The organism is Candidatus Erwinia haradaeae, assembly GCF_900698885.1.
GTDB classification, from domain to species: domain Bacteria; phylum Pseudomonadota; class Gammaproteobacteria; order Enterobacterales; family Enterobacteriaceae; genus Erwinia_E; species Erwinia_E haradaeae_H.
Window position 1 is genome coordinate 1,025,987 of the sequence record NZ_LR217705.1, and the last position, 23,931, is coordinate 1,049,917.

Genomic DNA, 23,931 nt, shown 5'->3' on the forward strand with positions numbered 1-23,931 from the left:
TTAAATTATTACAAACTATGTAAATACTACTTACTAGGTAATTCCTGATCCTATATCATAAAAAAATCCTTTTGGTAAACAGCATCAATTATTAAATATCCTCATCATCAAAAATTTATAAAATATAAAGACTAACAACCAAAATAAAACTAGATCAGATGGCAGGCAATCAAATAAATAGCATGAACAAGAACTATGTACATTAATAAAATTATTCTGAAGGAATAAAGATGCAGAATATAAGTATGAAACTCTGGCTAGACTCCTCTTGGCTGAGCGGAACCAACCAATCTTATGTAGAGTCTCTCTATTCAGATTTTTTAAATAATTCCAATTCTGTTGCAAGGGACTGGAGAGATCTTTTTTTGAATATTTCTGATTTTAGAGAAAAGCTAGAGTCATGTACAAAAACTAGTGAAAATAATCCTCAGTTCTTAGAAAAAAACCCTGAATATGTTTCTTCTGCTAGAGAAAACCCTAAAAAAAATATTGAACCGATTCATCTCTTAAATCTTATTAATGCCTTTCGTTGTTTCGGGCATCAACAAGCACATCTTGATCCGCTGAAACTACAAAAACATAAAAAAATTGAAGAATTAGATCTCGCCTATCATGGCTTCCAAGATTCTGACTTGCATAATAGTTTTAACATTAGCTCATTGAGTCTTGATACAAAAACGATGAAACTAATCAATATATACGCCCTATTAAAAAAAATATACTGTGGCTCAATTGGGGCAGAGTTCATGCATATTACCGATAAAAATGAAAAAGAGTGGATACAGAAAAGACTAGAATTAGTAGACAGAGACACTATATTTTCTATTAAAGAAAAAAGAAATTTTTTAAAAACACTCACCGCTGCAGAAGGTTTAGAGCGTTATCTTGGTTCTAAATTTCCAGGTGCTAAGCGTTTTTCTCTAGAAGGCGGGGATGCGCTACTACTAGTGATTAATGAGATTATATATTATTCTCGTAAAAAAAATACACATCAGATAATTTTAGGTATGGCTCATCGTGGTCGACTTAATGTGCTTGTTAATGTATTAGGTAAAAAACCACAAGACCTCTTTAACGAATTTTCTGGAAAAGTTTCAGAAAATATAGGAAGTGGGGATGTAAAATATCACATGGGCTTTTCTTCCAATATTCAAACTACAGACGGCATCATCCATATAGTGCTAGAATGCAATCCTTCACACTTAGAAATTGTAAATCCAGTAGTAATGGGGTCAGCACGGGCTCAAATAGATACTATATATCACAAAGACAGCAATCAAGTATTACCAATTACGATTCACGGTGATGCGGCAATTATTGGGCAAGGAGTAGTACAGGAAACTTTAAATATGTCTAAAGTACGCGGTTATCAAGTAGGAGGAACAGTACGAGTAATTATTAATAATCAAGTTGGTTTTACAACATCCAACCTACAGGATGCCCGATCAAGTCAGTATTGTACCGATATTGGTAAAATGATAATGGCACCTATTTTTCATGTTATGGCAGACGACCCAGAAGCAGTAGCTTTTGTCACTCGACTATCATTAGACTTTCGTCGTACTTTTCAGCGTGATGTCTTTATCGATCTTATTTGTTACCGCCGTCATGGACATAATGAAGCCGACGAACCTAGTGTGACACAGCCCCTAATGTATCAAAAAATTAAAAAACACCCAACTGTAAGAGAAATTTACGCCCGTTACCTAGAATGTACACAAGTTATTAACAAAAATGACGCAATGGAAATGGTAAATGTATACCGCAGTAAATTAGATACCGGTGAATATATAGCTCCTACTTGTCATCCTAATAGCCCTAATGCCTTTTCTCTATCATCCTCGAAATATTCCAATGCAAATCTTACATACCAAAAACATCTTGACCTGAGTTATTTACAAGAACTAGCCACAAATATTAGCATAGTACCAACTACGGTAACCATGCAATCACGTGTTAAAAAGATCTACACAGATCGATTTCAAATGGCAACTGGCAACAAACCATTTGACTGGGGGGCAGCAGAAAACCTTGCGTATGCTACAATTTTAGAACAAGGCATTTCATGTCGTCTCTCTGGTGAAGATGTAGGGCGCGGTACTTTTTTTCACCGCCATGCCGTTATTCATGATCAATCTAATGGATCAATATATATCCCATTAAAACACATAAATCAAAATCAAGGGTCCTTTTATGTATGGGATTCAGTACTGTCAGAAGAAGCAGTGCTAGCATTTGAATATGGTTATGCAATGGCATCACCTAAAACTTTAACCATATGGGAAGCACAGTTCGGTGATTTTGCTAATGCCGCTCAAATAGTGATTGACCAATTTATTAGCAGTGGTGAACAAAAATGGGGATACCGGTGTGGATTAGTACTACTCTTACCTCACGGCTATGAAGGACAAGGTCCAGAGCACTCATCTGCTCGACTAGAGCGATACCTGCAACTTTCCGCCGAAAACAACATGCAAGTATGCGTTCTTTCAACACCTTCACAATTATACCACATACTGCGAAAACAAGCACAAGATGAGCTTAAGCGCCCCTTAGTAATTATGTCACCTAAATCATTGCTACGTCATCCACAAGCAGTCTCATCTTTAGATGATTTCGCTACTGGGACCTTTCAATCAGTTATCGATGAAATTGATCCAATTGCTTATCAATCAGTACAGCGTGTAATATTTTGCGCAGGTAAAATTTACTACGACTTACTAAATAAGCGTCGACAAAATAATCAAAACTATATTGCTATTATTCGTATCGAAAAATTATATCCATTTCCTTATAAAGAACTAGAAAATATTTTGCAACGGTATGGTAACGTACATGATTTTATCTGGTGCCAAGAAGAACCAAAGAACCAAGGTGCCTGGTATATCACCCAACATCCACTTCGAGAGGTTTTAACATCAGGATCATTATTACGCTATGCTGGCCGCTCAGCTTCAGCGTCACCAGCAGTTGGTTATACATCCATACATCATCAGCAACAGCAAGATTTAGTAAACGACGCGCTAACTATCAAGTAATACATTCAGATAAGGATAAACAATGAACAATATTCACATTATAGTTCCTGACTTGCCAGAATCTGTGGTTGACGGAACTGTCACTACGTGGCATAAAAAAATTGGTGATACACTTAAAAGAGATGACGTAGTGGTGGATATTGAGACTGATAAGGTAGTCTTAGAAATTCCAGCATCTACTGATGGAATTTTAGAGACAATTTTAGTAACAGAGGGTGAAACAGTGACATCCGGTCAAATTATAGGTTCTGTAAGATGTGCTCACAATAACACCATCCCAACTACCTCTTCCGATCAAACAAAAAAAAACACATCATTTGAAAAAGAAACAGTACTTAAACAAACTGTTAATTTACAAGCTATTGGTCCAGCTATGCGGCGCTTTATATCTGAATATGACACAGAAACGAAAATAATAAAAGAAAACGATCGCAGCAAGAATCTTACACAAGAAGATATAAAAAAAGATATTTTGAAAACTATAAAAATGCCAGATAAATCGATAATCAATCAAGAATCAACTACACCTTCCCCAGAATCACGTAGTGAAACGCGTATACCCATGAGTCGTCTACGAGTAAAAATGGCAGAGCGATTGCTGAAGGTGAAAAATACCACCGCAATGTTAACTACATTTAACGAAGTTAACATGCAATCTGTAATATCTATTCGAAACAAATACGGTACACTTTTCGAAAAACACCATGGTGTTCGTTTAGGTTTTATGTCCTTCTACGTTAAAGCGGTAGTGGAAGCATTAAGACGCTACCCAGAAGTCAATGCATGTATTGATGGATTAGATATTGTGTATCATAACTATTTTGATATCAGTATTGCAATCTCTACACCCCGTGGTTTAATCACTCCTATATTAAAAAATGCTGATGCGCTTAGCATGTCTGATATCGAAAAAAAAATTAAAGAACTTTCAATAAAAGGTCGCACTAATAAATTAACTATAAAAGACCTAACTGGTGGAACTTTTACTATCACTAACGGTGGAGTGTTTGGATCTCTTATGTCTACACCACTCATAAATCCACCACAAAGCGCTATATTAGGCGTGCATGTTATTAAAGATCGTCCTTCAGCGCTTAATGGAGCAGTGGCTCTCTTACCTATGATGTACCTTGCGCTTTCCTATGATCACCGACTAATTGATGGACGCGAATCAGTAGGGTGTCTTGGAGTAATTAAAGACTTCTTAGAAGATCCGCATCGTTTACTTATTGATATTTAAAAATCAATATTTATTCGTTTTTCTGGAAAAGAAGTATATATTCTAGTGTATTTAGATACTCAATCCTACAAATTTGATAATTGATCTGAGCCCCAACTAATGCTAGCCAGATAACACTAATCATGTAACACTCAGATATCTCTGGGTATATATCTAAAATACTAAAATCAACTATCCATTAATGTGTGTCATTTATGCTCAATCATCCAAATTAAAATTATTCTTCATATAAGTTTAAATTAAATTTATATCAAATAATTACATTTAATTAATTTAGTAGCATTAACTATTCGGATTAAATATGTCTATTGCACACGTGGCGCTACCCCTTACTCATGTGAATAACTTAATATATCTTATCCCTCCACATTTAAACAATATAGTCATTGGTGGGCGCGTAAGCGTACCTTTTTGTAATCGTATTATGATTGGCATTGTAATAAAAGTTTTTCATAAATATGATGATCTGCTATATAACCAATTACCAACTATAGAGCAATCATTAGACGTATGTTCATTATATGATCCCGCTTTGTGGCGCACATTACATTGGGCTGCAAATTACTATCATTTTTCATTAGGTAAAATCTTGCTAAATGCTATTCCTATACTATTACGTCGAGGATACGCAATAAAAAATATTCCAATTAATAGAAATAAAATCAATGATTTAAGATCATATTCCACACAATCAAATTCTCTGCAATCTTATAATAAAAAAAAAATAATCACTACTTTTTCTCACATACAGGACTTGCAGGAAAAATCGAATCTAAAAGATATTACAAAAACTAAACTAAAATTTCCACACACTAAACAGCTGAACAGCATAGCACCATGCACACAAAAACAAAAAGATTCTCTCCATAACCATTCTATAGTCAAATTGATCGAACAATTAAACACGGAACAAGCTACCGCTGTATCTACCATTCGCAACACAGATCATCAATTTTCAACTTGGATTCTTACTGGTATGGCCGGGTCCGGAAAAACTGCGGTATATCTAAATTTTATAGGAGAAATTCTTAAAAAAGGTCGACAAGCTCTAATATTAGTACCAGAGATTCACTTAATATCGCAAACCATATCTCTTGTTCAACAAAAACTACATGCTTCTACTGCCACTCTACATTCTCAATTACATCATAAAACACATCTTAATACATGGCAAAAAGCTCGTGATGGTAAAATAGCTATTATGATTGGAACCCGTTCTGTATTATTTTCACCATTAAATAAACTTGGTGTAATTATTCTAGATAATGAACATGACAGTTCTTATATACAGACCAACGGTTTTCGATATAACGCAAGAGATCTCGCGATATTACGCGCAAAACAAGAAAAAATCCCTATTATAATGATTTCTTCAACCCCCTCATTAGAAACATTATATAATATTCAATTAAGTAAATATCATCATATTAATCTCAGCCAGCCTCATCAAAATATTAAAACAGTGCATCCTATTTTAGTAGATCTAAAAGATACAAAACTTAATAATGGCCTGTCTATCACTTTAATTAACAAAATAAACCAACATCTAACCCTCAATAATCAAGTTTTATTATTTCTTAATCGTCGAGGATTTTCTTCTTCTATATTGTGTCACGAATGTGGCTGGAGGAGTAAATGCTTGCGATGTAATCGTAACTACACCTTTCATAAAATAAAAAACAAACTATTCTGTCATCATTGTGACGGCCAAAGAAATATACCAAAACAGTGCTTAAAATGCGGATCTACACATATTGTGTCAATTGGAATGGGAACAGAAAAACTGGAACAGAACCTAAAAACTCTTTTTCCATTAACCCCATTAACACGTATCGATCGTGATACTATGCAAGCACATAGCACATTAGAAAAAAAGTTAGATAAAATAAAATATGGTGGTGCACATATTTTAATAGGTACACAAATGATATCTAAAATTGATAATTTTCCATACGTTACATTATTCTCACTAATAAATGTAGATCAAGTATTGTTTTCTACAAACTTTCGAGCAGCAGAACGTTTTGCTCAATTATACACGCAAGTTTTTGAGCGTGCGCTATCTAGAAATAAACAGGTAGAAGTGATATTACAAACTCATCATCCTCAACACCCACTATTACAAACTTTATTATATAACGGATATCATGAGTTTGCTAAAAAAGAACTCAAGGAACGTAAAAACGCATTTCTACCGCCGTGTTTTAGTTGCTTTCTTTTCTGCGCGGAAGACTACAACAAACACAAAGCTCGTCAATTTCTGAAACAAATTCTAATTTTACTTCAATCAAGTCCGCTTTATGATCCGCTAATATGTAAAATAATAGGTCCAATCCCTTCTCTACAGGCTAAAAATAGAGGGCGATATCGATGGAAAATACTTATACGACACCCTTCTCACTCTGCGCTTCATCGTCTAGTAAAAACTACTTTATCGCTAGTTGAAGATCTACCTCAAGCACATAAGATTATGTGGACATTTGGCATGAATCACATGGAAAATTAAAAGAACAATATTATTGCACATGAGTAGTATATGATCAAAATCAAACATTAACGTGAAGTTATAGTACGCATACCTAAGAAAAATTCTTTTTCAATATATAATATATTATATTACAAAATATAATGGATAATATTAAGAGAAACTTAGAAGGCACAAGTTTATGCTGTATAATTTGTCTTCCACTATTTTTTACAATTTATAATAATCATAAAGATCATTTTCTTTCTTATATAGAAGTTAAAATATGATATATTATATCATAATATATAATTATTATTACTAACTAGTAATGCACCAAAAATAATATCGATACATAAGACAATGCTCTTAATATATGCAGAAACCATTATAATTGAATGACATCTAATACACCTCTCAAGAACATAATTATCTAAACTCCGCATCATAAAACCACTGAGAGTCATTTCAATTCTATTATAAATAAATCATGAACTCACCTATTACTTGGTAAAAACTCCAGGTGATATTAAATCTTTCATATTACGCATCATATTTTTCATGCCGCCTTTTTGTATTTTTTTCATCATAGTCTGCATCTCATTAAATTGTTTTAAAAACTGATTAACATCCTGCACTAGCGTACCCGAACCTAAAGCAATTCTTCTTTTACGTGAACCCTTAATAATTTCAGGATGTATACGCTCTAAATTTGTCATAGATTCTATGATTACTTCCATACGCTTTAGTGAAATATCATTCATTTGAGACCTAACATTTTCTGGCAGTCCTCCAATGCCGGGAAGTTTTTCAATCAAGCCATTTACACCTCCTATATTACGTAACTGCTGTAAATGATCTAGAAAATCATTCAGATTAAAATTATTACCTTTCTTCAAAGAAGAGGCTATTTTTTTAGCTTTTTTGCGATCTACCTTATTTTCAATAGCTTCAATCAGTGATAATATATCACCCATACCTAATATACGTGAGGCAATACGATCAGGGTAAAAAGGCTCTAAAGCCTCATTTTTTTCTCCTGTCCCTATAAACTTAATAGGTTGACCTGTAATGTAGGACATAGATAGTGCCGCACCTCCACGGGTATCACTATCTACTTTAGTCAATACTATACCTGTTAATGGGAGTGCGATATTAAATGCTTTTGCGATATTAGCCGCATCCTGACCAGTCATTGCATCAGAAACTAATAGAGTTTCTGTAGGTTGTATGGCAAGATGAATGTGTTTAATTTCTTGCATCATCAAATCATCAGTGTGCAAACGACCCGCCGTATCTACCAACAGTACGTCGTAGAATTTTATCTTGGCTTGCTGTAAAGCATCTTTAGCTATATTACTTACTTTCTTATTAGATTCTGATGAATAAAAATCAATACCCACTTGTTCAGCTAGAATTTTTAACTGCTTTATTGCTGCTGGCCGATAAATATCTACAGAGGTTACTAGTATCTTCTTATTATACTTCTCGCGTAAAAATTTACCAAGTTTTCCAACACTGGTTGTCTTACCAGCTCCTTGCTGACCTACGATTAATATAACTATTGGTGGCACTACTTGTAAATTAAGAGTAGAATTTTTTTCTCCCATAATTGAGACTAACTCATGTTTTACAATCTTCAAAAACTCTTGCTCTGGAGTTAGGTTGTTATTCACGGCATGATCTAACGCATTGGATTTAATTCGTTCCAAAAGTTCATCCACTACTATTAAAGACACATCTGCTTCTAATAATGATATACGTATTTTTTGTAAAATATCTTTAATATTATCTGCAGTTAGCCTACCACGACCGGTGATATTTCGAAAAGCATTAGAAATGCTAGCACTTAAATTGTCAAACATAATCTTTTCTCATATAAGGAAGTTCAGTAAAATTTTTTACTCATTAGTGATGAGTTTCACATACCCTATAATAGGCTCTGAATATAAAAATATTAGTTACAGACTATTCTATCTGGTGTTTAAATTAAATTATCAGATCTTTATCTTAACTATCTCGCCATTTCAGTGTCTACTGTTATCAACTTATTGAATTACATCTGGGTCATGTAATACAATCAATAATATTGGATATTATCTTTTGATATCTTCAAAAATCTAATACATACGCATATATTTAATACTATTAGCATTCTAAATACACGATATAAAAATATTCTTATTATAATTATTGTATTAATAATAATCTAAAAAAATATTTTAATTAAAGACTTTTTTGATATTCTATGTCTTGTGGTTAATCTAAAAAAATCAAATAATTAAATCACAATTTAATATTCTGATTTTTGGTAAATCATAATGTATTTATTGAATATTATTAATAATTTTATAGAATATTACAGAGCATATTTTATACTCACATTACCTGATAAATATGATATTACCTATTTTACTACTTCAACTCATGCAAATATAACCCCTAGTATATCTATCGATATAGATATACTAGGGGTTATATTTGATATATATAGTAATATTATTAAGATGAAATGGAGGTAGATTTTATGAAAATAAAAAAATAAACCAAAAAGATCTATATGATTAATGTTTTTACAAAAAAAGGTAACTAAACAAAATTATCATTAAAAAATAAAGATAATTTTCGGTTGGTTAAAAGTATACTGCATTGAAAAATATGATTCTATGGCATATTTTATTTAGGATTTAAGACATTATATAAATAATTTTAACATAAAAAGCCAATAAAAAAATCACTTAACTCTCATATAAATTTTAAAAGAATCTAACTCTAACTTGCATTATTATGCGTATAATCTAGTCAGTTTGCTAAACAGAGTGTTAACTTATATAGCACACTTAATAATAACTCTATAAATATCTTACCAATCTATCTGTTACATTGATAGATAAGTTAATGAATGACTAAATAAATAAGTTTCTGTACAAATAAAATATTTAAAAACTAGCAACACTCCAACATGGTGGCCCCTGCTGGACTTGAACCAGCGACCAAGCGATTATGAGTCGCCTGCTCTTACCGCCTGAGCTAAGGGGCCTAAATACAAAAATTACAATCTAATAAAACCGATATTATTGTCTATATTAATTATTATTTCATTAATTCAACCTAATAAAGCTATATGATGTTTTTCAGGTAATCAAAAACTTATTAATAATAAATCTTAATACTTTATTATATGTCACTTCTGAGATGATATTCATCAGGTTAACATAATTATATTATTTTAATAATTGATCTGAATATACCATATATTAAAAATTAACTACAGGAAATCTGCTTTTTCTCGCAACCAACCTTACGTAAAAATAGTTTATCATGTATAATAATCTATAACTAGATAAAAAAAATATTTTAAATAATTCTTAATTAATACAGTATTTACTCTAAAAAATTTAAAAATACTGCATATTAGCCTAATTTCCAATTACTTTAACAAACATTAATCGACCTATTATTCATAATCACTAGCACAAAACAAAACGCTTTAAAATGTTTATTAAAGAGCTGTACGTAAATTATAATACATCATTACTACGTGTGTAACATATATATTCAGCTCATGATGAATTATTTTTGCAAATTTAATTTTTATTAATTATTCATGAATTCTTTGATATTCTACATATTTTAGCTCCGCATGGATATTATATTAAACCTTCATTTTACTATCATAAAATTAATCATAAATAAAACTAAACGCTATCAATAAAAACTTATGCGGTTATATTTTTTAAATAAAAATATTTTTTCTATTTTCATGTCATTAAAAGAACTTTTTTAACTTACATCTCCATCTTCATGTTATTTATAGAAAAGTTTTTCCAAAAGATTGTAGACATTATCACAGAATTTATAATCTAAATTATACTAACTAATTTTTGCTAAACATGATCTTCCTGCTCTCATCATCTATATATTTAATGCTTAATAATCACTCGCATACAGTTTATTTTTAATAATATCCCAACTCTCTGGGAATATTTCATAATATATTTTCAGCAAAAATCTAGTGATCAAATATCTTTTACCAGCAACACATTAGATAAATTAAAGCTAATTAAACGTACTATTTCACCAATAATGAAAATCTAAGTAAAATCTAATAAAGAAACTCCGTCATGTCAATTTTTCTATTCTTTTAATATTCTTAACAAAATATTCTACAACATTAAAAATAATTTTATTCTTATTATTTTTATAAGCCTATGTTGTATATAGCAACATGCTTCTAATACTATCTATTCAAAAAATGACTACCACCTGATAAAATATCATCAATATCTTATTATTTTAGTATTTTATTTTTAATAGACTCTTAAAAAGATAAATTTATAGCATAATACTTCATAAATTTTTCTAAAAAATTGCAGCACACTATATATTTATATATATTCTTCTAATCTCAAAAAAACAGCATAACTCTTATATTTTATACGGTATGAAAAATTATTTTAAATAAAATTTAATTCATGATCACATCGTCAAAAAAGAATATTACTCTATTAAAGAAAAAATTCTGATTTGATTACAAGTAAGAATAATTTTTGCCTGTAAAACTCTGCGATTTGCAAATAATTTTAATTATTGTTAATATCTCCAGAACTGTTACCACTTAGAAGCATGGCTTCATTATGAGCCCAAACAATTCTCCATTCTTTTTTATCTGGCAATGGAGCGCCATCAACAGTAATAAATACATTAAGAGCTGTCACTAAACAATCATTATAAAAAATTAATGGAATACGTTGACGCCTCCAGGGTGGAATGCCGTATTCTTGCCATAATTTTTTTAATGAGCGCTTACCAGGGCGACCATGAACATAAAACTTACCTTTAGCCTGAAAACGTACACTAACTTTTGTATCAAATTGAGGGGAACGCAAAATTATACCCCCGGAAAACTGTCGTATTTCACCTAATCCATCAGGTAATAACAACGCAAACCAAGGAAAAGGCCAGAATAATTGACAGCTGCCTAATGGTTTGGTAATGGACAGCCAGTAAAGACGATCACGAAAACGTCGCACCTCATACTTCCAAATCTTTAATTTCGGATTAGCATCTAAACGACTGCACGCAACTTCTGTCCATATTTTTTGTAATACATGACAGGATGGTAAGAATCCATTTTGATACAAAATCCAACGCCGAAAAATTGCAGATCGCCTAGCGACACTCATAGATTTTAATGGTAAAAAATACAAAGCATTAGATCTGTCCATTAAGCGATAAAGTGATTCTTCGAGCATTTCATCCAGAAGACTATTCTGCTCAGCACACAGTCGCGCGCTACGCGACACAGTACGTGAAAAAGATGGCCAACGTTTATTTAATAATGGCATGATTTGTAATCGTAAAAAATTACGATCATATCGTATATCTTTATTGCTATTATCTGTAATCCAGGATAAATGATAGTAGTCAGCCCACGCCTCTAATTCAGATCGAGTCCACATTAATAATGGTCGTATGTGACGATGATCTCCATGAATCTTGATTTGCGCCATGGCCGATAGACCAGTAGGCCCACTACCACGCTTTAAGGCTAAAAAAACTGTCTCACTCTGATCATCCTGATGGTGTGCAGTTAATAAAGTTTCTTCTTTTTTCATTGCTTTATACAATGCTTGATAACGAACTTCCCGAGCTGCAGCTTCTAAACCCAGTCTTTTCTGACAATTAATGTGCACTCTCTCAAGAAAATAAGAAACTTTCCAGGCTTCACATTGTTGTGAACAATGTGCGGCCCATTTATTAGAAGAATCATTCAGTCCATGATTAATATGAACAGCCCTGAATTGAAAATTAAGACGTTGTTCTCTAAGCATAACTAGTTGATGCAAAAGAACGCTTGAGTCTAAACCTCCACTATAGGCTAGAACTACAGTATTTTCATCTCTCAGTAAATGTTTAAGGTGATTAATATCAAACATTATAGATGTTCCTGGTATAAAAACCAAAATTAAAAATACTAATTCTATGTTTGATACATTATAATGACTGATGAATGCTTGATGCGATCATATAGATTAAATAGACATGTAACGAATATGCCTCTAATATACAAATATTATTAAATTTTAGGTTTAGTAATATGTTAATTGCTAACAAATTTATTAAATATTTATTATATTATTAAATTTTAATAAAAAACCTTTCCAATATTATCTGCGGCACACATAAAAATAAGAAAAAATTTAATCTAAATAAACACAAAATAACTATCAATCTATTAACATAACATCAATGTCTTAATAATAAACATAAAAATGAATATCACTCAAAAAAAATATTAAAGTTAAATAATAGCATTTATTATAAGATAATAAGAAATTTAACACTTCTATAAAAAATCTCTATAACTAAGGTAAAAACTAAGATATAAAATTTTTTCTAAAAAATATAGGATACGCATTCTCTCAAAATCTTATTAAAATCACTGCATTACGAAAGAAAACTTATTTCGCACATCTGGAATATACTAATAATAACTGTTTCATATCTTGCTATAAAAAATTTTTAATTAAGTTTAAAAAATCTATAAAGATCTTGTAGAAATTTTTTACTTAATACTCAAAGAATTATGAAATCTTTGATTCAGATAATCATACTATTTGGTATTATTCTACATAATAGCATTATCCCAATGCCATTATAGAAATAAAAAAGATACGAACATCATAAGCACCAAAACTAAAGCTAAAACTTTATCTACTCTAAATTACAATAATGTTTATCTTGATGCTAAATTATAACTTATCCGTATTTTAATAAACGATATAATTTTTAAAAAATATATAAATGGTTAATTATTAAGCCTGTGAATTATCTTTTTTGTAGTAATAAATCCCACAAGCATGCTCTTATTAACATATCGAAAAAGATAATTAACTAATAGTTAATTATCCTGATTCTCATTATAATCACTCACTTTTTGCGGCTTTAAAAGCTTCCGCCATAGCGCTAGTAAAAGATTCATCTTCTTTTTTATACGGTATAGGTGTCACTACTTCCCTTGTGTTAGATTGATCCTTTGAACGATTAGAAAGTAGCAATAGTCGATTTTTGCGATCAACGCTAGTAAATTTAGCGGAAATATAATCCCCAATTGCAATAATAGAAGAAACATCGTCTGCCTTATTCTCTCCTTCTTCGGTAAATGCTAAATAGCCATCGACTCCGTCATTTAATTTCACCATTAAACCTTTAGAATCGATTGAACTTACATGGCCATAAACAGTGGCACCTTTTTTGTTAGTAGCAAGATAAACACTGAATGGATCTTCTACTAGCTGCTTCACACCTAGAGAAATTCTCTCTCTCTCTGCGTCAACTTGTAAAACCACTGTAGAAATCTCATCACCTTTTTTATAATCACGCACTACATCTTCTTCTGAAGTGCTCCAGGATATATCAGAAAGATGAACCAAGCCATCAATACCACCTTCTAAGCCAATAAAAATCCCGAAGTCCGTAATAGATTTTATTTTACCTTCCACTCTGTCATTTTTATTATAGGTTTCTGCAAACTTCTGCCAAGGATTAGATTTGCATTGTTTTAAACCTAATGAAATACGACGACGATCCTCATCAATATCTAATACCATAACTTCCACCACATCATATATATTAACAATCTTAGATGGATGAACGTTTTTGTTTGTCCAGTCCATTTCTGAAACATGAACTAAACCTTCCACACCTTCTTCAAGTTCAACAAAGCATCCGTAATCTGCTAGATTCGTGACTCGACCGTTTATTTTTGTACCCTCTGGGTATCGTTTTGCAATAGCAACCCATGGGTCTTCACCTAACTGTTTTAACCCTAAAGATACACGAGTTCTTTCACGATCAAACTTGAGAATTTTAACAGTAATTTCATCACCAACTGTAACAATTTCCCCTGGATGCTTAACACGCTTCCAGGCCATGTCGGTGATATGTAACAAACCATCTACACCGCCTAAATCCACAAACGCGCCATAATCTGTTAGATTTTTTACAATACCTGGCACTGACAAACCTTCCTGTAAATTAGCTAATAAGCTATCACGTTCAGCGCTATGTTCAGATTCGATGACTGCGCGACGAGAAACTACAACATTATTTCTTTTTTGATCTAGTTTGATTACCTTAAACTCTAACTCCTTGCCTTCTAAATGACTTGTATCGCGCACTGGGCGTATATCCACTAATGATCCCGGCAAAAATGCTCGAATACCAGTTAGCTCAACTGTAAATCCTCCTTTAACTTTTCCATTAATAACACCTATAACATTTTTCGAACTTATATAAGCCGCCTCTAATACAACCCAGGCTTCATAACGTTTTGCTTTTTCACGAGACAAAACTGTCTCTCCAAAACCATCTTCCACTGCGTCTAGAGCAACGTCTACTTGATCGCCTACACTAATTTCTAGCTTACCCGCAGCGTTCTTAAATTGTTCTACAGAAATCGTAGACTCCGATTTTAAACCCGCATCCACCAAAACAACGTCTTTGTCAATTGAGATCACAACACCACGTATGATGGACCCTGGGCGAGTTTCAGTTGTTTTTAGAGATTCTTCAAATAATTGAGCAAAAGATTCAGTCATATTGGTAATCTTCAAGATTCTTGAATTTAACGTCCACCTGTCTTCCTGATAAAGTGGGTTGGTTCATATTATCTATGGCATCCATAACACAGAGTTAGATTTATGTTCTTGTTGAGCTGTTAAGCATTTACCTCCGCTCACTTGATTTACTGTCTACTAACATTCAAGTTAGTTTTGTTCGCACATAATCTAATGCTATTTCAGTTACTTTCTGTTTTGGAATATGGGTTGAATTAATTATCAAAACATCATCTCTTAGAATAAGAGGCGCAACAGAGCGATTACAATCACGTTCATCTCGCTTTTCCATCTGAAATAAAAGTTCATTAAAATTAACACTAACACCGTTTTTTTGCAACTGTAACATACGTCGATAAGTTCTCGCCTCCAAATTAGCATCTAAAAAAATTTTTAAAGATGTATCTGGAAATACTACTGTCCCCATATCACGACCATCCGCAATTAATCCAGGTAACTTACGAAAGCTACGCTGAAAATTAAGTAATATTTCACGGACACGAGGAAGGACAGCAAGCCGCGATGCCAGGTCACTAACTATTTGACTACGAATTTTTATAGAAATATCTACTCTTTTTAGCATTACTTTAAGATCACCATTTTGAAATAAAAACTGCACATCAAGATTACCAGCCAGTGGCATAATAGCCTTTTCAGAGTTTATATCTACTTGGTGATGCAATACTAATAAAGCTAATATTCTATAAATAGCGCCAGAGTCTAAAATATTCCATTTTAACTCCTGAGACATAGCTTGACATAGGGTACCTTTTCCTGAGCCACTTGGTCCATCTATCGTAATGACGGGAGCGCAAATCATCATAGTAATTCTCTATAGTAATTCTCTACATAGCTCTCTATCTGAACAATAGTTATACCACTATCCTTGAATAAACATCAATGCTATTCTAGCTATTCTAATGAGTTATGAATTATTAAAAAATGTCTATTTCTCACTTTTAACTTTTACTCCGAATCTCATGACTATTAATAAGCATTCATAAACAATAAAAAACTAAATTAGTAGATCATATTTGACATATATGATTTATATGAAAGGATCATTTTCATCTATTGATACATCCTATTATAAATATATCACAAAATTAGAAACTATCTAATGACAAAATTATAAGTAAAAAAGTAAAAATGATACCAATTGATTTTAATAACTATTTTAATAACTATTTTAAGTATCAATAAAATTCCTTTAATAATCATCTCTAAAATATACATAAAAATAAAAATATAGGCTGATTAGTATCAATCCATCGCTATCCTTAAATTAATAAAATCAATTAAAATTAATATAATCAGTCTGCTATGTAAGTTTCAAATACTATTATCAATCTACATGGAATATTATATTATAAATATAATTATAAAAACTAAAAGTTATAATCTCTCTCTCATAATTTTGCTAGACTAATTATCTGGAATATTTTTAATCTATCATCTTGTATACATCTATAGATATTATCCATTAAATAATAGAGTTCTAATCCATCCCCTTCAAAATATTATCAGATGGTTTCTAAAATTTCTCTTTGTATTTAATAAAGATCTCATATGTGTTGAAATAGACATTCTAATATTATAAATAAGCGTCTGATTTTATATACAAAATTCCGCAAAAAAATAAAACATTCTAAATATAAATCTCTGGGGATTTTGTAATATTTAAAAATATTATCTAATGAGCGCATGTAATTAATACTAATTAAATTACGTTAGTATAACTATATAAAGATATTTTATCTTCAGATGGAATCATCTAAAACTGAATGCATATGCAATAAATCACATATAGTATTTCTTGCGATATCTATCACACTTAACGTAGATACATCATTCTTGATGGTTATGCTTAACTCAATATGATATTTTGGTTTTATTATGCGTATTTAATTTTTAATATTAAATCTTTAAGACATATTTCAATATTAGACCATTTATCTATAATTTAAATTTATATATTATCATCAATAATGTTATTGTAATTGAGAGACAAAATCTTATTTTTATTTATAATAGCGATACTCAAAATCAGTCATAAAATCAGTTAGCTTCTTTACTCCAGATAGTGGCATGGCATTATACAATGACGCTCGCATCCCCCCCACTATCTTATGACCATTTAAGGAATGCAATCCTGCGGAAACTGACTCTTTAAGAAAACGTTTATTTAATGTTTCATCTGCAAGGTAAAATGGTATATTAATCCGTGATCGATTATTATCTGCCACATTATTATTATATAAATTGCTACTATCAATTGTCTTATACAAAAGATCTGCTTTAACTTTATTTAGTCTTGATAGCTCCCTAATCCCTCCTTGTTTTTTTAACCATTTGAATACTAAACCAGATAAATACCAGGCAAAGATAGGGGGAGTGTTAAACATAGAATTGCTCTCAGATAGCACCTTGTAATTTAAAACTGAAGGTAACTCATTACGCGCTTTACCAAGAAGATCTTCACTTATAACTACCAGGGTTAACCCAGCGGGTCCGATATTTTTTTGCGCTCCAGCATATAAAACACCGTATCTACTGATGTCGATTGGCGTCGTAAGAATCGTTGAAGAAAGGTCTGCTACGACAGTTTTTCCACTAAAATCTGGAACCTCGTGAATCGCAACACCTTCAATGGTTTCATTGGGGCAAAAATGAACATAAGCAGAATCATCTGAAACGCTCCAACTGTGCATCGGAGCAATAGCTTGAAGGCCATTTATGGATATTTTAGCATTGATAACATTAGGTTTACAATACTTTTTAGCCTCTCTGATAGCATTTAGGGCCCAATATCCGCTATTAATATAATCTGCCTTGGTATGCCGACCTAATAAATTTAATGGGATTGCGGAGAATTGCGCGCGCGCCCCTCCATGGCAAAATAATACTTTATAGTTATTCGGAATTTTCAAAAGATCCCGAAAATCTGTTTCAGCCTCTTCAGCAACTTCTATAAATTCTTTACTACGGTGGCTTATCTCCATTATAGAAATCCCTATACCCTTCCAGTTAAAAAACTCCTTTTGGGCATGACGCAGAACGTCTGTTGGTAGCATAGCAGGTCCCGCACTAAAATTAAAAATTTGATTCATTCTTATAATGATCCTTGATACATTAATCACACTACTCAGATAATAAAAATATTTATCAGGTAAAAACCTGTTACATAATTTAGGTATAATAATTATCTGTTTACGAAATTTGATTAAACAAGCACTATTTTTATTTTATGATATCATGCATAATCCATTATTTTAGTTATATCCCGCATTCTTAATCTCTATCATAATTTTTCAGTTAAAATTAAACATGAACATCCTAAGATCCCATCTTGTGACATATATACAATTTCATTATTAGTGTGGCATGGCTCTCGCCAATTACCTTCATGTAACGCTCTTAATTTTACACGAGTCTAACTATATTATATAGCTAAATATATCTGCAAAACAATTAACTAATAACGCTAAGAAAAATTATATTTTAAATAAAATGTTTATATGCTCTGTACATATATTCATTTATTATTATAATACCATTCATTATATATAATATTAATAAAATTTATAAAACTTGCATCGTAAGTTGTTGTAGTTGTTAAATGAAAGATTAGTTATTATTATTTCAATAATATATTGATGCATTAAATGTATTATTTTATCTTATTTTTATTTATAATTGTGCACATATGCTGACTCTTCCTAATTTAAGTCTCTATATTCACATTCCTTGGTGTCTTCAAAAGTGTCCATATTGTGACTTTAATGCGCATGTATTACTTGAGAACATTCCAGAAGAGCAATATATAAAACATCTTTTAAATGATCTCCGATTGGATATACCATTGATTTCTAACCGAAAAATTAATACGATTTTTATCGGTGGAGGGACTCCTAGTCTCTTAAATATTAAAACTGTGCAATGCCTTTTGAATGGCGTACGTGAAAATTTAGAATTATCAAATAATGCAGAAATTACAATAGAGGCTAACCCTAAAACATTAGAGATAGAACGATTTTATGGTTATAGAGATGCCGGTATAAACCGAATTTCAGTTGGTATACAAAGTTTTCAAGAAGATAGTTTGAAGCAATTAGGTCGAATGTATAGCACACACGAAGCAAAAACAGCAGTAAAAACTCTTTCTTCTCTTAATCTACGTAGTTTTAATCTAGACCTTATGCATGGATTGCCAAATCAATCTCAAGAAAACGCACTTAATGATCTTAGTATAGCAATATCTCTTAATGCACCACATCTATCATGGTATCAACTCATGATAGAGCCATGTACCCTGTTTTCTGCAAAAGCTCCACAATTACCAAATGAAGATAAACTATGGAAAATATTTAAAGAAGGCCATAAATTACTCACAGATTCCGGCTATCAACAATATGAAATATCATCATATTCTAAACCAAATTATTTTTGCGAACATAATTTAAATTATTGGCGATTTGGTGATTATATAGGAATTGGTTGTGGTGCTCATGGAAAACTAACTCAGCTTGATGGTTCTATTATCAGAACCAGTAAAAATCGTCACCCGCGGAAATTCATGTCTAGTAATTATCTATGCAAGCGCTTTACAGTAAACAATCATTCAAAACCATTTGAATTTTTTATGAATAGATTCCGTTTACTAGAAGTAATACCACGACATGAGTATACGTATTATACCGGACTATCGGAAGATAGTATTCGAACCTCAATAGAGATAGCAATAAAAAAAGGTTTCTTGATAGAAACTACTAAATTTTGGAAAGTGACCAAAAAAGGGCATTTATTTCTCAATTGTATGCTAGAATTATTTTTAATAGATTAGATTAATATATTGTTATATGGTATATGGTATAATATAAAATTATGCATTTTGAGTAAATTTTACCATTTTTATGGCACTCATTTTTATGGCACTATCTCATATTAGTTAATTTATAAGATAATGACTATAAATCATTATCATTATCATTATCATTATCATTATCATTATCATTACTAGCATAAAATAATAGATGCTTATCTTGCATTAAAATTTACATGCTTTTGCGTTTTTACTACATATCTCTTCTACATCATCTGCGTTTGGCATATAGATTTTAAAAAAAACAATCATACCAAAAATATACAGTGACAGTTAGTCTAAGACATTAGATATATCTATCTTTTTAAAAACTTATAAAAATATTATATAATATAAAATTATTTATATACAACTTTAATTATTCAGCTATAACTATAAATTAAATTCAAAACTAACAAAATGATTTTATAATTTTACTATCAAACTTAGTTCTGATAAATTTTTCTTTTTACCACACACGCACTCTGGTTAAATAATATAATTTAGAGATATTAATGTAATGTAACACTAAATTAGTTCTAACTGAACATAATGTGATATTTGTAATTTTATTTACAAATACTGCATTAAATCATATTTAAGATGCCATTAAAATATATTTTAATATTCGTAGTACGCTACATCACCAAATATTGTTTTATATAAAAACTTATGATGATGTCGATGTCATATAACGTGATCATTCCGTAACTATCATACAAGTTAGGAAAAATCTAGTCAAAGATTGATTTTAAAACCAAGAGGTCATATGCAGTAGAGTTATGTAATATTCTAGGTCGAGCGAATGCTCTTAATAGTTTTTTTTTTGTTCTGTGCTCATAGTTCATCCTTTGCATAAATATTTTTCTTAATTATTTAATGAATCTAGATGTATTTATATCTATAAACATGATAAAATTATAGATTTACAATAATCTATAAAGAAAAATTACCTTAAAATACATAGAATCATTAGTCATCATCATTTTCCTATCTTTATAATTAGACAGGAAGGTGAGTTAATAGTTATCAAAATTATCACTTAACATGCTAATAGGTCTCTATCTAACTATCTAACTATCTAACTAACTATACACATTACGCTATCTGCTAAGTGCATGCATAGATACTAGATACCCTAACGATATGTAACGGCCATTCCCGATTTAATTTAAGGAGGGGCATACCCATGTTCGACGTGCTAATATACTTATTTGAAACATATATGCATAATCAAATAGCAGCACATATAGATCAAGATAAGTTAACTAGCGATTTATCTAGCGCCGGTTTTCATCGTGATGATATTATTAATGCATTTAATTGGTTAGAAAAATTAGCAGATTATCAATCTGGGCGGGCGTCTTCAATGTTTCTATCCTCTGATCCCTTATCTATGCGCATTTACACTATAGCTGAAAAGCAACAACTTGATGTTAACTGTCGTGGCTTTATACTATTTCTAGAACAGATTCACGTATTAAATTTAGAAACACGTGAAATGGTTATTGATCGTATCATGGCACTTGATACTCTTGATCTTCAAATAGATGATCTCAAGTGGGTTGTTCTCATGGTACTGTTTAATATTCCTGGCTGTGAAAATGCTTACAAGAGAATGGAGGAGCTAATTTTTGACTTAAATGAAGGAATTGTACATTAATTGTTCTTCTAGAACTATGCTTTAAGTAAAAAAATTTGTTCAAGAATTTTTTACACGCTATTCCTAAAATTTAAAGTTGTATTGTGGATAATATTTGATATATATCATGGGTAATATCCATCTTTTAGGAATAAATAAGATCAATCTTTTTTAAATATCTAATTTTATGAAAAATATCTGTATTTTTAAAATTTAATGTAAAACTATTTTATCAAAAAATCACATACAGCATCTAACAATCTACTGCTAGTTAAAAATATTAAGGATATTATTTTTATACGAGCATTATATAACATTATTTTATGTTGAATCTTTCAGTAAAAATTTTTATTTCATCTTTCAGTAAAAACTTAGTACTTAATAATTTAGTAACTAAAAAAAATTTTTTACCTGTAATCAAATGTATGAAAAAGCTAACATGCATCGCAGTGAAACTACATATCTAACCTGCAAGTACTTATCATCTAACATGATAATTACTTATAAGAAATTATGCAAACAAATGACTGTAGCGATAACAACTGCAAAAGATACTAAATCGCATCGTAATTCATGTAAGTAAAATACTATTACACAAATGTTCTTATTAACTATATATCTTCTTTAATAACATTAAAGACTAAATTTCAACTACCAAGCAACCTTTACGTATACCATCCCATATATGTATTTTCGTAAATATAGTCTTGTGGACAATCAAATTGTTCATCAACACCGCCCAGATACCAACCGGAGTAACAATGAGCCTTATGAGACATTCCCTATTACAATGCGCACAGTATGTAGGTAATGCTATGGTCATTGCATACCCAACTGAAGCCATGTTTGGACTTGGTTGTCATCCTTCTTATAAAATAGCCATAATGCATTTACTTTCCTTAAAAAAACGCTCTATTAAGAAAGGTTTTATTCTCATTGCCGCTAACTATCAACAATTGATTCCTTGGATAGCTGATGAAAAATTATCATTACAGCAAAAAGAACTAATGTTTTCTACCTGGCCAGGTCCAGTCACATGGATACTTCCTGCGCGCAATATCACACCATACTGGTTAACAGGAGAGTTTACTACAGTAGCAGTACGAGTTAGTAATCATCCCTCCGTTGTTGATTTGTGTCTTACATGTAACACAGCGCTGGTTTCAACTAGTGCTAACATTACTAATCACCCTCCTTGTCGCTATTCAACAGAATTATTTGAGCAGTTTGGGCATAACTTTCCAGTATTATCAGGTGAAATCGGTTGGGAAACGCATCCATCTGAAATGCGAAACATATTTACTGGTGAGCGTGTACGCTAATATGTATAATCGTATATATCAAAAATACTGCCATCATCAATGTCACCGCATGCATTCCAGCACCAAAATCATTGGAGAAGCGATAGAAAGACTTAATAATAATTAATAATTATTAAGATATATACACGGTACTTTAAATGTAAAAAACTATATCTACATTCATAGGTACATATCACATTTTTATCAAAATACTTTTATTTAAAAACGATAAATCTACTTTTTGAAAACAATACGCACACAAGGCACTAATACCATCTTGTAATTAGTCATCTAACTTACAAATATCTGAATAATACAACTGTGTAGCAATATTTCATATAAAGTAATAATATTAATGTTATTAATATTATTTATGACTAACATTCATAACATTGATAAATTAAACTCTGTCGGCGCATACATCAATATTTCTAACACATCCATGTTCTGTGTTGTAATTGTTCATCAACACTACTTTTCAAAACGATAAGAAATGCTATATTTTCTGTATTAATAATCTCTAACATAAGTCACATAAAATGTTAGAAATATTTCTAAGATTTTATGTGACTTATCACTATCTGCTATCCTTACATTAAAATAGATGCTGTACATAAATATGAGTAACTTCTACAGAATATTAGAGATAATACTAATGATTAAAAATAAAATACAGAGTACATTTTTTCTAAAATGACACTGAATACACAGTTGGTTATTTTTATGTAAAACAACGTCATTACTTGAATAACTTTAAAACATGC

At 31.0% G+C, this 23,931-nt stretch carries 11 protein-coding genes and 1 tRNA gene; 6 read left to right on the forward strand and 6 right to left on the reverse strand.

Annotation, left to right across the window (positions count from 1 at the left end; genetic code table 11):
* The first annotated feature begins 230 nt into the window (after window positions 1-230).
* The 3 genes from ERCISPPS3390_RS03230 (at window position 231) to priA (ending at window position 6,784) form a co-directional block, all read left to right on the forward strand.
* Window positions 231-3,038, forward strand: coding sequence for a 2-oxoglutarate dehydrogenase E1 component (locus ERCISPPS3390_RS03230; RefSeq protein ID WP_197095365.1), 2,808 nt, complete (start codon window positions 231-233; stop codon window positions 3,036-3,038).
* Window positions 3,039-3,060: 22 nt separating this feature from the next.
* A complete protein-coding gene (gene sucB, locus ERCISPPS3390_RS03235) occupies window positions 3,061-4,278 on the forward strand; it encodes a dihydrolipoyllysine-residue succinyltransferase (protein ID WP_197095366.1) in 1,218 nt (405 codons plus the stop codon).
* Window positions 4,279-4,579: 301 nt separating this feature from the next.
* On the forward strand, window positions 4,580-6,784 hold the full coding sequence (gene priA, locus ERCISPPS3390_RS03240) for a replication restart helicase PriA (protein ID WP_197095367.1): 2,205 nt from the start codon (window positions 4,580-4,582) through the stop codon (window positions 6,782-6,784).
* A 461-nt stretch (window positions 6,785-7,245) separates the two neighbouring features.
* Here priA and ffh read toward each other — a convergent pair whose 3' ends face one another.
* The 6 genes from ffh to serC form a co-directional block, all read right to left on the reverse strand.
* On the reverse strand, window positions 7,246-8,607 hold the full coding sequence (ffh, locus tag ERCISPPS3390_RS03245; protein WP_197095368.1) for a signal recognition particle protein: 1,362 nt from the start codon (window positions 8,605-8,607) through the stop codon (window positions 7,246-7,248).
* Window positions 8,608-9,705: 1,098 nt separating this feature from the next.
* Window positions 9,706-9,782, reverse strand: a tRNA-Ile gene (locus ERCISPPS3390_RS03250).
* 1,543 nt (window positions 9,783-11,325) lie between these two features.
* On the reverse strand, window positions 11,326-12,681 hold the full coding sequence (gene tilS / locus ERCISPPS3390_RS03255) for a tRNA lysidine(34) synthetase TilS (protein ID WP_197095369.1): 1,356 nt from the start codon (window positions 12,679-12,681) through the stop codon (window positions 11,326-11,328).
* A gap of 990 nt (window positions 12,682-13,671) precedes the next feature.
* Window positions 13,672-15,345, reverse strand: coding sequence for a 30S ribosomal protein S1 (rpsA, locus tag ERCISPPS3390_RS03260; protein ID WP_197095370.1), 1,674 nt, complete (start codon window positions 15,343-15,345; stop codon window positions 13,672-13,674).
* Between the two features lie 163 nt (window positions 15,346-15,508).
* Entirely contained in the window at window positions 15,509-16,186 is a 678-nt protein-coding gene (gene cmk, locus ERCISPPS3390_RS03265) for a (d)CMP kinase (protein ID WP_197095371.1), read from the reverse strand.
* Window positions 16,187-17,384: 1,198 nt separating this feature from the next.
* Window positions 17,385-18,473, reverse strand: a complete 1,089-nt coding sequence (gene serC / locus ERCISPPS3390_RS03270) for a 3-phosphoserine/phosphohydroxythreonine transaminase (protein WP_197095372.1) — start codon at window positions 18,471-18,473, stop codon at window positions 17,385-17,387.
* A 596-nt stretch (window positions 18,474-19,069) separates the two neighbouring features.
* Between serC and hemW the strand changes: the two genes are divergently transcribed.
* From hemW to tsaC, 3 genes are all read left to right on the forward strand, one after another.
* A complete protein-coding gene (gene hemW, locus ERCISPPS3390_RS03275) occupies window positions 19,070-20,206 on the forward strand; it encodes a radical SAM family heme chaperone HemW (protein WP_197095373.1) in 1,137 nt (378 codons plus the stop codon).
* 1,207 nt (window positions 20,207-21,413) lie between these two features.
* Window positions 21,414-21,887, forward strand: coding sequence for a DUF494 family protein (locus ERCISPPS3390_RS03280; protein ID WP_197095374.1), 474 nt, complete (start codon window positions 21,414-21,416; stop codon window positions 21,885-21,887).
* A 740-nt stretch (window positions 21,888-22,627) separates the two neighbouring features.
* The gene (tsaC, locus tag ERCISPPS3390_RS03285) at window positions 22,628-23,188 is read left to right on the forward strand and encodes an L-threonylcarbamoyladenylate synthase type 1 TsaC (protein WP_197095375.1); all 561 of its coding nucleotides are present in this window, start codon (window positions 22,628-22,630) and stop codon (window positions 23,186-23,188) included.
* Window positions 23,189-23,931 lie beyond the last annotated feature (743 nt).